The sequence below is a fragment of the Limnochordia bacterium genome (genome assembly GCA_023230925.1).
GTDB lineage: Bacteria > Bacillota > Limnochordia > DUMW01 > DUMW01 > JALNWK01.
Genome location: JALNWK010000015.1, coordinates 1 through 14,653, shown reverse-complemented (window position 1 = coordinate 14,653; position 14,653 = coordinate 1). Strand labels below are relative to the sequence as shown.

15 protein-coding genes are annotated in these 14,653 nt (G+C 48.7%); 5 read left to right on the top strand and 10 right to left on the bottom strand.

The window, feature by feature from the left end; translation table 11 throughout:
- Nucleotides 1-238: 238 nt before the first annotated feature.
- The 3 genes from M0Q40_05010 to M0Q40_05000 form a co-directional block, all read right to left on the bottom strand.
- The gene (locus tag M0Q40_05010; GenBank protein ID MCK9221972.1) at nt 239-556 is read right to left on the bottom strand and encodes a type II toxin-antitoxin system RelE/ParE family toxin; all 318 of its coding nucleotides are present in this window, start codon (nt 554-556) and stop codon (nt 239-241) included.
- Nucleotides 540-824 carry a type II toxin-antitoxin system Phd/YefM family antitoxin gene (locus M0Q40_05005; GenBank protein ID MCK9221971.1) on the bottom strand — a complete coding sequence of 95 codons (285 nt, stop codon included), beginning with the start codon at nt 822-824 and terminating at the stop codon, nt 540-542. Before M0Q40_05005 ends, M0Q40_05010 begins: the two co-directional genes overlap by 17 nt.
- 523 nt (nt 825-1,347) lie before the next feature.
- Complete coding sequence (locus M0Q40_05000; protein ID MCK9221970.1) at nt 1,348-2,544, bottom strand: trypsin-like peptidase domain-containing protein; 1,197 nt, start codon at nt 2,542-2,544, stop codon at nt 1,348-1,350.
- Nucleotides 2,545-2,655: 111 nt separating this feature from the next.
- On the opposite strand from M0Q40_05000, the gene M0Q40_04995 reads away from it, so the two are divergent.
- Both M0Q40_04995 and M0Q40_04990 read left to right on the top strand, forming a co-directional pair.
- Nucleotides 2,656-3,630 (top strand): biotin--[acetyl-CoA-carboxylase] ligase, encoded by a 975-nt coding sequence (locus tag M0Q40_04995; protein ID MCK9221969.1) that lies wholly within the window; start codon nt 2,656-2,658, stop codon nt 3,628-3,630.
- Between the two features lie 90 nt (nt 3,631-3,720).
- A complete protein-coding gene (locus tag M0Q40_04990) occupies nt 3,721-4,086 on the top strand; it encodes an AbrB/MazE/SpoVT family DNA-binding domain-containing protein (GenBank protein MCK9221968.1) in 366 nt (121 codons plus the stop codon).
- 12 nt (nt 4,087-4,098) lie between these two features.
- On the opposite strand, the gene thiI is transcribed toward M0Q40_04990, so the two are convergent.
- From thiI to M0Q40_04975, 3 genes are all read right to left on the bottom strand, one after another.
- Nucleotides 4,099-5,262, bottom strand: coding sequence for a tRNA 4-thiouridine(8) synthase ThiI (thiI, locus tag M0Q40_04985; GenBank protein MCK9221967.1), 1,164 nt, complete (start codon nt 5,260-5,262; stop codon nt 4,099-4,101).
- 21 nt (nt 5,263-5,283) lie between these two features.
- Nucleotides 5,284-6,426 carry a cysteine desulfurase gene (locus M0Q40_04980; protein MCK9221966.1) on the bottom strand — a complete coding sequence of 381 codons (1,143 nt, stop codon included), beginning with the start codon at nt 6,424-6,426 and terminating at the stop codon, nt 5,284-5,286.
- Between the two features lie 175 nt (nt 6,427-6,601).
- Nucleotides 6,602-6,760 carry a hypothetical protein gene (locus M0Q40_04975; protein ID MCK9221965.1) on the bottom strand — a complete coding sequence of 53 codons (159 nt, stop codon included), beginning with the start codon at nt 6,758-6,760 and terminating at the stop codon, nt 6,602-6,604.
- 190 nt (nt 6,761-6,950) lie between these two features.
- On the opposite strand from M0Q40_04975, the gene M0Q40_04970 reads away from it, so the two are divergent.
- Nucleotides 6,951-7,832 carry a hypothetical protein gene (locus M0Q40_04970; GenBank protein MCK9221964.1) on the top strand — a complete coding sequence of 294 codons (882 nt, stop codon included), beginning with the start codon at nt 6,951-6,953 and terminating at the stop codon, nt 7,830-7,832.
- Here the strand turns inward: M0Q40_04970 and M0Q40_04965 are convergent.
- From M0Q40_04965 to M0Q40_04950, 4 genes are read right to left on the bottom strand one after another with little or no spacing between them, the layout of a single operon-like run.
- Complete coding sequence (locus tag M0Q40_04965; GenBank protein MCK9221963.1) at nt 7,819-8,364, bottom strand: spore maturation protein; 546 nt, start codon at nt 8,362-8,364, stop codon at nt 7,819-7,821. The two genes, M0Q40_04970 and M0Q40_04965, sit on opposite strands and share 14 nt — an antisense overlap.
- Complete coding sequence (locus M0Q40_04960; GenBank protein ID MCK9221962.1) at nt 8,361-8,939, bottom strand: spore maturation protein; 579 nt, start codon at nt 8,937-8,939, stop codon at nt 8,361-8,363. Before M0Q40_04960 ends, M0Q40_04965 begins: the two co-directional genes overlap by 4 nt.
- A 33-nt stretch (nt 8,940-8,972) precedes the next feature.
- Nucleotides 8,973-10,190 carry an alanine racemase gene (alr, locus tag M0Q40_04955; protein MCK9221961.1) on the bottom strand — a complete coding sequence of 406 codons (1,218 nt, stop codon included), beginning with the start codon at nt 10,188-10,190 and terminating at the stop codon, nt 8,973-8,975.
- On the bottom strand, nt 10,190-11,284 hold the full coding sequence (locus M0Q40_04950; protein MCK9221960.1) for a peptidoglycan bridge formation glycyltransferase FemA/FemB family protein: 1,095 nt from the start codon (nt 11,282-11,284) through the stop codon (nt 10,190-10,192). Before M0Q40_04950 ends, alr begins: the two co-directional genes overlap by 1 nt.
- Nucleotides 11,285-11,473: 189 nt before the next feature.
- Between M0Q40_04950 and M0Q40_04945 the strand changes: the two genes are divergently transcribed.
- Entirely contained in the window at nt 11,474-12,556 is a 1,083-nt protein-coding gene (locus M0Q40_04945) for a D-alanyl-D-alanine carboxypeptidase (GenBank protein MCK9221959.1), read from the top strand.
- Between the two features lie 15 nt (nt 12,557-12,571).
- Nucleotides 12,572-14,524, top strand: a complete 1,953-nt coding sequence (locus M0Q40_04940; protein ID MCK9221958.1) for a penicillin-binding transpeptidase domain-containing protein — start codon at nt 12,572-12,574, stop codon at nt 14,522-14,524.
- Nucleotides 14,525-14,653 lie beyond the last annotated feature (129 nt).

Here is a 14,653-nt window from a genome sequence, read left to right as displayed (position 1 = left end):
TCACCAACCCAGGTGACCGCGATAGAGGAAAAGACGCGATCCGCAAAAAGACTAGCAGTGTTAGATTAGGGTCGGAGGTATTGCTAGATACTGCAATGGTAATAGAGTAAAGGGGGGCTATCCTTTGGCTTGAAAACCAAGAACAACTTTGAGAGAGCTGAAGAACGCGAGGCAAGGAGCAGAGCAAACCAAGGGATCGGGCGGAGGTATTCCGCCGTGCTCTGACAGTCGGGCGGCGTCATAGCAGCCAGCAATAATCTCCCCGGCAATCTACCACTGCCGTTACATAGACAACGTTTTCCCGTATCTGATAAAGGACCATATAATGCTTGCGAAATAGCAGTCTCCGGTACTTCCGAAAAGGAATCGAATCATGTTCTAGCCATGGGTTGCGCTCCGGCATCGTGGCAAGGTTGTCAGTCACTTCAACAAAGGCTTCAATCAGCCTGTTTGCAGCCGGCGTGCTGACGTTAGCAAAAAACCGAGTATGAGAAATGAGCATCTCCCACGCGGTTTCTGTGATTTTCACCGTGTAAGGCTTACTCTGTTGTGACATTGGTAACCTCCGAGATAGCCTTACGCATAGCGACGGCGGTTTCCTCTACGGAGTAGGTCCGTTCCCTTTGGATGTCAATTTCCGATTGCAGTAGTTTCTCTTTGAGTTTCAGCATACTTTCAAGTCGGGCGAATGCCTCCACATCCATCACGACGAGATCGCCAACGCCGTTTTTGGTCAGATAAACTGGTTCTCCAGTACGTTTGCACAGCTCGGAGATCTCATTATAGTTTTTCCGTATAGCCGCAGACGGCCTAATATTTATCATGTGCACCACCTCTTGTGATAGGATAATAATACTCGTATTGTATGCTTATTATACTACCGCTCCGCTGCTTTGTCTATAACCGTTCCGTCCTGGCACCAGGAGGAAGGCTAAAGCCCTAGCGCCCATAGAAGGGTGAAGAGACTTTCGGGTTCCCTTTTAGGATATACATGACTGCAAACGGGAAGCAGGACCGCAAGTGTTGGTTACCGGTACGAGGGGATGGGCCGTCAGTTAAACAAGGGGATCATACTGGGGCACGGCAGTTGCTTAATCACTATTTGTGGGGAACAATCTTAGGGGTAGGCCTCGTAATCTCAATGCGCTTGGAGCATCGCTGAGAGGTGTCAATGCATAATACTAGTTGCATCTTATATGGCGCGTACCTTTGCCGGAAATGGGGCCGCTGGGTGAACTGCTTAGTGCTTACAAAGAAGAACTATCATTATGTGAGCCCACGCTAGTCCTTCTAGTCGATAGATCCTGTCTGTGGGAAGGATACTCCTCCCACAGACAAGGATTTCTTCTATTGTGTCTCCTCCAGAGTTACTGGAATGAGCATTCCCTTTCCCTGACGTACAATGGCAACCATGATTTTATCTCCGGGTTTCATTTTAGCAATCGTATCAACCAAATCCTGATCCGAGGTAATCGGGATATCATCTATTCGACGGATGATATCATACACTTGAAGGCCAGCTTTTGCCGCCGGGCTACCCCGTACCACATCGAAGACCATGACCCCATCGGTATCAGTAAGGCTGGCCCAATCCGCAATTTCTTGGGTAATATTCACGAGGGTTACTCCAAGCCAAGCCCTAGTTACCTTCCCGTCAGTAATTAGCATGTCTAGGACATCCTTGGCTTTGTTAACCGGAATAGCGAAACCGATCCCCTGGGCGGCACTATGAATGGCCGTGTTAATGCCAATGACTTCACCCCATACATTGATCAAGGGACCGCCACTGTTACCTGGGTTAATCGATGCGTCGGTCTGCATCAGCTCTCTGTAAGTTCGCACCTTGTTTGTCTCTGTATCTTGGATTTGGATGCTGCGACCCTTAGCGCTAATGACCCCGACGGTAAGCGTATGATCGAGGGCATCACCGTAGGGATTGCCGATAGCCATGACCCAGTCTCCTTGTCGTGTATCGGAAGAGTCCCCTAAGGGGATTGAAGGTAGTTTGTCTAGTGCCTCTGGCTTCTCAATCTTGATGACCGCAAGATCCAGTGTCCAATCTGAGCCGACTAATACTGCAGGAAGTTGTCCTTGGAATTCGGGGGTGGACAAAGTCACGGTAATAGTCTGTTTGTCCCCTTTGTCCCCAACTACATGCTGGTTAGTCAAGATGTAGCCCTCGTCATTAATAATAAATCCGGTTCCAAGGCGAGGTGCTCGTTGTGTCTTCAGCTCGGGAATGGAGAAGAAGGGCATCCAGAAATTGTCGAAGATACTTTGCTGACGTTGTTCTTCGGGAAATTCAGTACTGATATACACTACAGCCGGACTGACCTGTTGAGCGATATTAGCAAAGGTATCGCTCCAAAGTGGCACCGACGTTCTCGGACTATCGTCGATACTATCATAGTTCTGTACTAAGCTATCAGGTTGGGCTACATCGGCTAATAGGGGCTGTTTAATCAGCACCGATACTGCGAGTCCCCCAAGAAGAAAACATACCAATCCAATCACAACGTAGAAAGAAGTTCTCTGTCTTTGCATAGAAATTCCTCCTCTAGTCTGAAAAGAAGGTAGGTGAGTCCTTGATGTCTAAAACTAATTATAATACAAAAAAGCTAGTGTTGCAAAAATAGCAATGGTGGAAGTGACAACGTGAAGGAAAGACTTCTGGACATATTGGAAGCAAACCCTGGTTCTTATGTTAGTGGAGCAAGTTTACGGTCCGAAATGGGTATTACCCGCAGTGCCATCTGGAAATGGATGGAGCAACTCCGTGAAGATGGTTACGTTATTGATGCGGTGCCAAGTCGGGGATATCAGTTGGTGAAAAAACCAGATAGGCTTTACCCCTGGGAGGTCCGCCGGGGATTAGAAACACAGATAATCGGTCGGGATTTCTGCTATGAACCCATACTGGATTCTACCAACAAGAAATGTAAAGAGCTTGCTAGAAACAACGGACTAGAGGGGCTAGTTGTGCTCTGTGAAGAGCAGACCGCCGGGAGGGGGCGCCGGGGCAAATCCTGGGTTTCCCCGGCCCATGCGGGGATTTACTGCTCTGTTCTTCTCCGACCCCAGATACCCCTGCAATGGGTACCGCAGATTTCGCTAATGACCGCTGTTGCCCTTCAAGAAGTGATTGAAGGAAGTACCATCAAGTGGCCAAACGATCTGCTGATCGATGGCCGAAAATGCTGTGGTATTCTCGTGGAGGTTGATGCAGAGCCCGACCTAGTTAAAGCAGTTATTGTAGGGTTTGGCATTAATGTTAACGTAGACAGATCCCAATTGCCCCCGGAAGTGCAAGAGACGGCAACTAGTCTATTAATTAGTCTGGAGAAGAGGACTGATCGAGTCGAGCTCTTGCAGAGGGTACTCTCCAGTTTGGAGCATACCTATGAGCACTTCCTAAGGGATGGCTTTGCTCCGGTTCTGGCCCAATGCAAGGAAAAATGCTCCACGTTAGGCCAAGACGTGGTGGTCCAAAACCCCCGGGGTGAATTAGTCGGAAGGGCTATTGACATCGCTGAAGATGGGGCTTTGGTGGTGCAGGAGCCTGGCGGTAACCTTGTACCGGTATATGCAGGTGAGGTGAGTGTCCGTACGCGGACCTCAAGGTCGTGTTAGCCTCTTGGAATAAAAGCTATACTTGTGAATTTAAGACAATTATCTTATGATAGGCTCAAAGGTTTCAGAGGCTCCTAAGGAGGTTATGCCATGGATTCGGTTCGGTACGTAAAGATTACATCGAAGCGGCAGTTTACGATCCCTAAGGACTTTCATGATGCTTTAGGGTTTGGAGTAAACGCCAGCTGCTATATTGAAGGAGGCCGGCTGATTATTGAACCAGTTAGAACCGCCCATGCCTATCGGGGGATAATTGAAGATCTAATCAAGGAATTGGAGGCGGAAGGTTTCTCAGGAGAACAGCTCCTCCAGAAGTTGGAGGAGCGTAAACGCATGGTAGATGAGGCTTTCGTCGAAGCCTTCTCCGAAGCCAAGGACCAAACCGCAGCGGAGAAGGATGAGTCTAAAGAGCAAATTCCTGCTTTCTGGGAGGACGACGAATTTGATCTACCTTAAGCTGTAGGTGGCTTAAGGAATGGCAATGACCTCCATATCGGCAAGGCACTTATCGAGTAAGGAATCCCAGTCAATACCGGCCTCGGCCCCTTCGGCCTCCTCAATGCTCGGTCTGGTGCTAGGATGTTTCGGGACGAAAACAGTACAGCAGTCCTCATAGGGCTGGATCGAGGTTTCGTAGGTCCCGATCTCTTTGGCCCGGGTGATGATCTCTTGTTTATCGAAGGCGGCCAAAGGTCGTATAATCTGCTTCGGGGTGACGGCACTGATGGTGGTCATGCTTTCTAGAGTCTGGCTTGCCACCTGTCCAATGCTCTCGCCGGTAACTAGAATTAGCGCACCGATCCTTTGGGCGAGGCGATCAGCGATACGAATCATCATGCGACGCATGATGGTAATCCGAAGAGCTGGCCGGCAATGGGCATGGATGGTCTTTTGGATTTCGGTAAAGGGTGCGATCCACAGTCGCATGCCTTGGTTATAGTCAGCTAGAATATTGGCCAGATTAATGACCTTTTCCTTCGACTTTTCTCCGGTAAAGGGGAAACTGTGGAAATGCAATGCGTCGACCCTAACGCCTCGTTTCATGACCATCCAACCAGCAACTGGGCTGTCTATGCCTCCAGAAAGGAGCAGTAGGCCCTTTCCTGTTACGCCTACGGGTAGACCGCCCATTCCCGGATAGCTTTCCACGAAAATATATGCGGACTTTTCTCGGATTTCAATGCTAAGTCGCAGCTCGGGATTGGATAAGTCCACCACAAGATCCTCAAATTGAGGCAGAATTGTTGATGCTACTTCTTGGTTGATTTCGATCGAAGTTAGGGGAAAGGATTTGTCCGAACGACGGGCATCAACACGGAAGGTGGTGCCTGGGGCCGGGTCAAGTCTCTTGATTAGCTCCAGACCAACTGTTTTAATGGTGTCTACCTCTTTAGAGACCTGTAATACGGGACTAATGGAGACAATCCCGAAGACCCCCTGGAATCTACGAATGGCGGTACTGACTTGCCTAACCCCTCGGACAAAGATTCTACCGTACGTTTTATAAACGTCTACATCCCCTAGATCAGCAATTGCAGATCGGATATTAGCAACCAGCTTATCTTCAAAAAAACGCCGGTTACCACCTTTCAAGCTTATTTCACCATAGCGGATCATAATTAGTTCTTCCATAGTTAAGCATCCCCCACAAAACTATACAAAGTATGATAGTTCCTTTACCGTATCCGCAATAATCTGCGCGGCCTTGTCCATTTCATTTTCAGTATTATATCGGCTTAGGCTAATCCGACATGAGCCTGTAATAACATCATCCTTCATACCCAAAGCTCTAAGAACGTGGCTTCCCTCAGCTTTTCGGGAGCTGCAGGCAGCACCGGTACTAATGTAGAGTCCCTTGGCTTCTAAGTGATGGATCAGCATTTCCCCTGGGATGCCAACAAATGAAACGTTAAGAATATGGGGAACGGATAGCTCTAACGGAGTATTAATCCTACACCTTGGGATCTCCTGCAGATGATCAACCAAACGGTTTCGCATGCGCAGGATCCTTTGGTTGTTCTCCTCCAGATCCCCTAGGGCTTCTACTGCAGCGACACCAAAGGCATGGATACTCGGTACGTTTTCCGTTCCAGAACGTAGCTTCGCTTCCTGGCCGCCACCATGGAGAAGGGGTATTAGATTCAGCCCCTTCCTAATCTTTGCGGCACCAACTCCCTTGGGAGCATGGATCTTATGCCCGCTAATCGAGAGCAGATCAATGGCCGGACCTAGCTCGTTTAATCTTATCTTACCAAGGGCCTGCACACCGTCAACATGCAGTAAAGGCCCAGGCTCGACTTGCTCTAGGATCTTGCAGATATCCTCTAGGGGTTGGATGACCCCGGTCTCGTTATTCACCCACATGATGCTTATTAAGGTTGTGCCCTCGGTAAGAACGTCTTTGAGCTGGTCTAAATCGACAAGACCGTTTTGGTCTACATCAAGATATGTAACGGTAAACCCGAGATCCTCGAGGAATCTACAAGATTCAAGCACTGATGCGTGCTCTATCTTGCTGGTGATTATGTGCTGACCAAAGCGACGGCGCGCAAGGGCCGCTCCCTTGATGCACAGATTGTTAGCTTCTGTACCACCGGAGGTGAAAAACACCTCATCTGCTGCGCAATCCATGGCTGAGGCTAATATGCGGCGAGTTTCAGAAAGCATTGAACCGGCTTTACTGCCTAGCCCGTGGGGCGATGAGGGGTTTCCATAGTCAACCTCTAAGGCGGAGATCACAGCCTGCAAAGCCTTAGAACTAACCCTTGTGGTGGCACTATTATCTAAGTAAATCACGTTGTTCAATGGTGTCAAGTTCCTCCAGACAGGTGGGTGATGATTGGTATTATTATGCTCACACTTCTTCTATTCTACCAATCAACCAGATCAGGAGCAAGCAAAGGGTGAATCCCCGGGCTTGGGTAACAAGAAGGAGACCAATACATGTTTTCTATGCTCGGTGGTGAGTAGGCTACCGGGCATCTAGCTCTCTTAGTGCCTGTTCATAGGCCTTCTCTAAAACGCGCAGACCTCTTTCCTTAAACCGCTCATTTTGGTTGGGATCCTGCTTAATAGATATGATTGCCTGCTGCAGCATATTAATGCGGGATTGCGCCTTGTCCGGTTTCATTAGCCTTAAGCTCCTTTCATTAATACTGATTAATACATAGTATGTGCAGTTTGGGCGCGGATTATACATGGTTATCAGGAATAATTGCCGCTGCATATACTAACAGTGCAGTCGGTGTATAGAAAGCGCTATGACGGGAAACTCTTGTGTTACGGGAGCGACCGAAATATTTGGAATGGAGGGCGTGTGTATGAGCATGGAATTGGAAAACAGGATGAATCGCAAATATACGGAAGTTGAAGATGAGCTGATTCTAGAATCGTGGTGGAACCTCAAACAAAGAGATGATCTCATTAAGCAACTAGGAAGAAGCAAAGCTGCTGTTGCACAACGTTTTTATGCATTGCTGAAACAGTATGAAATCGATCCGAAAGTATATAGAAAGCAGATGAAACAACAGGAAGACAAAAAAGGTGCTGTGCGTAAGCTTCTTGGCAAAGCTAACCCCGACTTCACCTGGAATAGTGAGGCGGAGATGAATCTATGGCGGTGGGCCAAACAAGGTATGGATTGGCAGACTCTAGCGAGCAAAATCCCAGGGACAACACCAGAAATGTGCCAGAATCATTACGAGTCATTGCTGAAGCAACATGGGATGGTTTCAACAACCATGGGTAAATCTGAGCAGAGCAGCGATGACCTTCTGGAAGCTCTCCAGGAATTTCCCAGCCGTTCCTTTGAATTGGATCAAAGGATTAAGGTGCTTGAAGCAGAAATGGCTAGCCTAAACAGCACTGTGAAGCAACTGCTAGGCGAGTTTACCCGGGGACTCGCTAATGTGTGCAATTTATTCCATAACCGGGCTCAAGTGCTCAATGAGTTTGAGAAACTCAAGGAGGAAAACCAACTGTTGAGGGAAAAACTGATGGTCCTTGAGGCGAGGAACAACGATGAGAAACAGGAGTTGCGTCGGGTGTATAGTGAGATTGATTTCTGGCTCGGGGAATTCATGCAGTTGCGCAAACCAGAGAAGGTCGCAAGTCTTGGGGAAATAATGCCTAGGCTGAAATCATCCTATGAGCGTTTCGGAGCACTTTTGGATATGCAAGAGGACCGGGTCATTGGGTACTAAAGAGCAGGTGGGTGACCACAACCGCGGCAAGAAAACCAGCTAGATCCGCGAGCAGACTTACAGAAAGGGTGTGACGGGTCGCTTTTACCCCAACGGCACCAAAATATACTGTCAATACGTAAAAAGTGGTTTCCGTGCTACCCTGCATGATTGAAGCAAGGCTTCCGGTAAACGAATCCGGCCCGAATCTACGAAGCAACTCCGAAAGGAGAGCATAGGCACCCGAGCCGGATAGGGTTCTTACTATTGCCAAGGGTACCACCTCTGTAGGGATCTGCATGAACCTGACTATGGGTCTAAGGAGGGGCGCCAAGATCAACTGCAAAGCTCCGGAATCTTGGAAGATCCGGATCGCCACAAACATGGCTATCAGATAGGGAATAATGCGCACAGCTGTTTGGTAGCCTTCTTTGGCGCCCTCAATAAAGGCTTCATAGACCTTAACTCCCTTGTATTGGCCGTAGAGGGGAAGACCAAGGAGAATTACGGGAATTGTCCAGGTTGAGATGAGTCCCATCAGCTTAACGATCATCGTAGATACCTCCCCATGAGACGATCAGCGACAATAGCGACTAAGGTTGATGTGGAGGTTGCAATCATGGTAGGTCCAATGATTGCCCCAGGCTTCATAGAGCCCATGGCCGCGCGGAGGGAAATAATGGTGGTGGGCAGAATCGTTAGACTTGAAGCCGTAATAGCCACAAAGGTGCACATTGCGGCGGTGGCCTGTTCTGGATCGGGGTTTAACGTATGTAATTCGGACATAGCTTTGATACCCAATGGAGTACAAGCGTTACCCAGCCCTAGTAAGTTAGCGCTCATACTCATGGCAATCGCGGCAAGCGCGGGATGATCCTTGGGGATGCTCGGAAACAGCCAGCGGATTACAGGGCCCATTAGTTTTGCTAAAGCGGTGGTAAGACCTGCCTCCTCTGCGATTCTTGCCATACCGGACCAAAAAGCGACTAGCCCAATCAGCTGAAAGGCGATGGTGACCGCATTAGTGGAAGCTTCTACGGTGATTAAAGTAATCGATTCTATGTTGCCCTTGTATGCTGTAGTAATTACACCAAGGACAATTAAAATCAGCCAGATAATGTTAATCAAGGTGTTCATCTCCCGCACAAGCTGTCTATGGCATCATATGCGAAGCCTGGGGAGGATATGAGAGTCAACTAAGTAGCAATGGCCTTCTTTAAGGACAATTGGATAGGTCCGGTAGGATATCTCCGCACATAGGGGACGACCATTTCCCATAAACACCCGGGGTATATGCGGAGGAATCGAAGTGAACCGTTGATATATTTCCACCGGATCTTGCATGGTAGCGGTTGTATCCATGGGTACTTGTATTGTGGCCATTCCCATGGATGTACGGCCCAGAAAACGGGTGGGCTTGCCACGGTAGTGGATCATGGGGTGATCCCTACGAAGAATTTTACGGGCTATGGATGCAAGCCAGGTATTGAGTCCCTTTAGTGTTTCTTGAAGAGGAGAGCCTTGGGGTTCTAGCAACAGGCCGTCCCCATATCCAATGGGAATGGTACCGATAGCTACAGTGTCTGTGGCCTTATAGGTGCTTGCATAGCCGAGGGTATCCCCCCTATATAGGTGTTTTACAGTGGATACATAGGCCTTCAGGCACCATGTGTTCTCTGTGGAGCTTGCGGTACACTGGCCATACAGGGCATTGCCAATGCGGGCAAGTTCCAATCTGCTCTCAGGGAGGACCATAGCCGCTGTACTATTAGCTGCATGAACATATGTAAACACTGAATCACGGTTCCGTAGGGTTTCAACGGTCCCTAGAAAAAGACTCAACTGTTTTCTTGTCTTCGATAGATTGCTCGCGCAGGGGAAGTGGGTGTAGATACCATCCCACACCAGGATACCCTTAGGATCAAGCAAGCGGGTCTGTCTTACAAACTCAATGGCCTCATCGGGTCTAAGACCTATTCTGCCCATGCCGACATCGATTTTCAGATGCACCTTGATGCGCCGATTATACTTATCTCCCGCCTGAATCAATGCCTTAGCCATAGGTAAGGTACATAGGGTCTGAGTAAGACCGAGCAACGCCACCTGTTCCGCTTGAAAGGGTAGCCCTGGGCAAAGGACTAGGATTGGTTTGTTAATACCGCTTTTACGGAGTGCGCGGGCCTCTTCGAGGCTGTTTACGGCAAGCATATTGGCGCCCCATTTAGCAAAGAACTGGCTGGTTCTTATTAGTCCGTGGCCGTAGGCATTGTTCTTTACCACCGCTGCGATAGGTGTGGCAACGGTGGCCTTTACCTTGGAAAAGTTGCTTCGTAGCTTATCTGTATCTACTTCAACCCAGACTGGTGGCAATGGGTACATTAGGAACTGCTCCTTGGGAAGAGAAGTCCCTTTATCCTTTGTTTCAAAGGTTCCTTGGTTAACATCATTTGTCGGAGCAAAGGTTCTCCTTTGTTATATAGCTGCCATAGCAGGACATTGTATGGCAGATCGAACTCCCCGATGTATTCAACGAGGGTAGGGTTAAACCCCTCTTTGAAACGATATAGTCCGTAGAGGGGGTTTTCCGGATCTAGATCACCGCTAATGCCACGAAAGTCATAAACGGTACATCCTTTCTGCTTAGCATAGCGGATCATCTCCCATTGGATGGCGTAATTTGGTTGTAGATTGCGGTGCTCATTACTGGATGCACCGTAGACATACCAGGCTTGTTTGCCAAAGAGAAACAGCAGTGTTGCGGATAGGAGTTGACCTTCATAGTGAGCAAGGAATAATCGGGCCATATTTCGGGGGACAAAAATGTCCCACATCCGAGAAAAATATGCAAAGGAGCGAACGGAGAAGCCGTCTCTCTTGCAGGTCTCAAGGAGGAGAGTGTAGAAGCCCTCAAGCTCCCTCTTGTCCATTGAGCACCGCACCTTCACACCCTTTCGTAGGGCATATCGGATGTTATAGCGGGTTTTGGACTTCATATCATTTAGGAGCTCCTCTTCGCTTTTTTCAATACCCAAGCGGAAGACGTACTTGGGCTGAACATTTTCGAAGTTTTTCCCCTTATCCACAAGCCTCAAACCCGCTTCCAGCAGCGCTTTACGATACTGAGTCTGTGTGGAAGGAATAGGTGGGTCAATTTTGAGGAAGATAGCCCTATTCTCCCTTGCAATGGGTTCGATCTCCTGCAGCAACAGATGCAGTAGTCTCTGATTACAGTTGGGGATTATTGGGCCATGGGGAGCATAGAGGATGCTTCGCCCCATCGGCAGTGGCAGGATAAGTATGGATATGCCGGCGTGGATTTGTCCTCCATCCTCCAAGACCAGTCTAAGTGGCTGCCAACCGGTAAACTGCTTCAACTCTCCCCATTCAAAAGACTGCAGGAAACTACCATTCTGGGATCGGACAAAGGCATTGAATAACTCCCGTTCCTGTGTATGTAGAAGCTTGGCGCGCATAGACTAAAGCCCCCTTTACCTAATCAGTGTATGCGTAGTAGTTGGAGATGTTAACTTTGGGGCATAAAGGCCCTACTGATACAATATGATCTACAAAAAGCTAATCGCAGGTGATGCAATGTGCTGAAAAACATAGCATGTCTCCTCCTGTGGTGTCTTATTGCACCATTATGCCTTGGAACGGACGTGGTGAAGGCACAAGAACCTAGCATTTCATCTGCGGCAGTTGTACTCGTAGATGGTCAGACCGGCGTGATGCTCTATGGGAAAAACGCCTGGGAGAAACGTTCTATTGCTAGCCTCACCAAGACGATGACTCTGCTCATTACAGCAGAAAACGTTCAAGCAGGAAGGATTTCCCTTACAGACGTCGTTACTGCTGATGCCGGTGCCCAAACCTTGGAAGGAACGGAACTAGGTGTTAAGAAAGGCCAGAAATATACTGTTGAGGAGCTCTTGTACGCGGCTGCTTTGATCTCTGCCAATGATGCGGCATACATGCTGGCGGTTTATCAGGCTGGTTCGGAGGATGCCTTTGCGGAAATGATGACCAAACGGGCCGCTGAGCTAGGTCTGCAAAACACAAGTTTTGCTGATGCCACAGGACTTAAGCCGAGTTGGGAGGGAAACTACTCAACAGCCTACGACTTGGCACAGTTATTTAGAGTCGCGATGCAGAACCCCGTGTTTGCCAAGGTAGTGAGAACAGAAAAATATTATGTCAAATCCCTAGGGATTGAAATTGCCAATTCTAATCCTCTTCTAGGTCAGTATCCTGGTACTGAAGGGGGCAAGACTGGCTTTACAACCCCTGCCGGGCACAGTCTGGTAGCATCCGCCAGTCTTGACGGATGGCGTCTTGTCACGGTAGTACTAGGTGCGGCCAATCGAGAAACCCGCTTCCAAGAGACGAGGGGTCTTCTAAACTATGGATTTGAGAATCTGCAGTTAGTGATCAGAAAGGGTGAAGAAGTGGGTCAGGGGATCATCAGTGGTGGTGCACGCAAAGGTGTGCCCTTGGTGGCTGGATCCCCCTTTAAAGCGCATATCCCCCCTGGTTACGAAGGGCCGCCCTTGGTGACGAAACTAGAACTCGACCCCGCACCGAAAGCTCCAATAGATCCAGGACATCCCTTTGGCAAGCTAGTCTTCTATCGAGATGATGAGCCAATCGGCTCAATTACGGTGGTGGCAAAACACGGCGTAGGTACATCTAATGTTGTAACCAGGATCATTGGCTGGGTACTTAGTTTGTTTGGAAGTAAACCGTAGTGGGAGGAACCGTTCTTGTATCAAGATATACTCCTAGTTAGCAGGAAGCGGATCATTTGGCTGTTTTGTGCCATTTTCCTCTTCTTTTCCATAGCGGTGTGTCGACTGCTATATGTCCAGCTCCTACAGTATCAGTTTTTTCAAGCTGAAGGACTAAAGCAACGTCTGCGACCAATTCCGGTAGATGCCAAAAGAGGCACAATCTATGATCGTAACGGCTATGTCCTAGCCAAAAGCATTAGTGCCTCGTCGGTGTATGCCATACCTGTGGAAGTAGAAGAACCGGAGAAAAGCGCTCGCCTTTTAGCCGATGTACTCGAATTAGATTACGACTTCGTGCTTGAGCGATTGAAGGCCAGAACCGCTGCCGAATGGCTCAAGAAACGTGTTAGCGATGAAGAAGTCTTGTCCGTTCGAAGTCTCGACTTACCCGGAATTGGGATTGTGGAAAATCCCGTACGGTATTATCCAGATGGTACAATTGCTCCCCAGGTACTCGGTATTGTTGGCATTGATAACCAGGGATTAGAGGGGATCGAGCTGCAATACGACACACTCTTACGGGGCCGACCGGGCGCCGTTCTAGTAGAGCGAGATTCCATGGGAAGGGAAATCCCTCATGGTGTGCATAGCTACATCAAACCCATCGACGGGTATGATATCTATCTCACGATTGATCGAAACATTCAGTTGATGGCCCAATCGGAAATTGCTCGGGTTACCCAAGAGACTGGGTCAAAACAAGGATTGATCCTTGTGATGGAGCCCAACACCGGGGAGATCCTTGCCACAGCGATCTACCCATCCTTCGATGCTGCAAGTTACTGGAAATACCCGGATCGAAACAGAAGAAATGTAGCTATTACCGATAATTATGAACCTGGTTCAACATTCAAAGCAGTGACTGCTGCTGCTGCCTTGGATGCAGGTATTACCACTCTTGAGACTAGATACTTTGATCCTGGCTTTATTCGAGTCTCCGGATGGACAATCAAATGCTGGTACAGCGCAGGCCATGGTTCTCAGAACTTCATTGAGACAATGGAAAACTCATGCAATCCAGTCTACGCGAAACTAGGTATGCAGTTGGCCGAACTAGAAGAAGGCAGGGGCTTTTACCGATATATTAGAGACTTCGGCTTTGGGGAACTCTCCATGGTTGATTTTCCAGGGGAAGCCTCTGGAATCTTGTACTCGCCTAGCCCTGATGTTCCCGCGGTTTCCTGGGCAAATATGGGCTTTGGTCAAAGCATTAGTGTAACTCCCTTACAGCTACTAAACGCCATGTGTGCCGTAAGCAACGGCGGAAACCTGATGAAACCCTTCTATGTGAAGACGGTTGTAGATCATGACGGTAATGTAATTGAGGAGACAGATATTCAAGTACGTAGGCAACCCGTCTCGGTAGAAGCGGCACGTCAGGCCTCTATCATGCTCCGCTCCGCGGTGGCCAACGGCTCAGCCCGTCACGCGGATATTCCGGGATACCGGGTTGGTGGAAAAACCGGAACTGCTCAGATTGCCGAAGGAGGCGTCTACAGCCGTTCTAAGGTAATCGCTTCGTTTTTTGGCATTGCCCCCATGGATGACCCCCAATTTGCCGCATTGATTGTACTGTGGGAGCCCACGGGGGCTTACTACGGTGGTGTGATCGCTGCACCCGCTTTTGCTGTCTTTGCTCTGCCGATGCTTCGATACCTGAACGTTGAGCAAAAACTAGAGGATAGCAAAGAGGAAAAACAAGTGAAAGTACCAAAGGTAGTCAGTCTTCCGCTATCTGAAGCCCAAAGCCAAGTGATCCAAGCGGGACTATCCTTTACTGTTGTAGGCACTGGACCTATAGTTACCGACCAGATTCCACTATCGGATGTCTATGTACCCATTGGCACCCAGGTTATTCTTTACACAGACCCAAGCGAACTATTGGAGACTGGGCTGACGGTCCGGGACTCGCCCATCGCGTATTAAGAATGAAGGTTCATCTCCGTAAGTGTTGACCAAAATGAGTAAAAAAAGGACACCGGGTAATACTCCTAATAAGATAACAACCAAAAGGAGATGACCCGATGTCTACTATCAGTATACCCAGATTGTTTG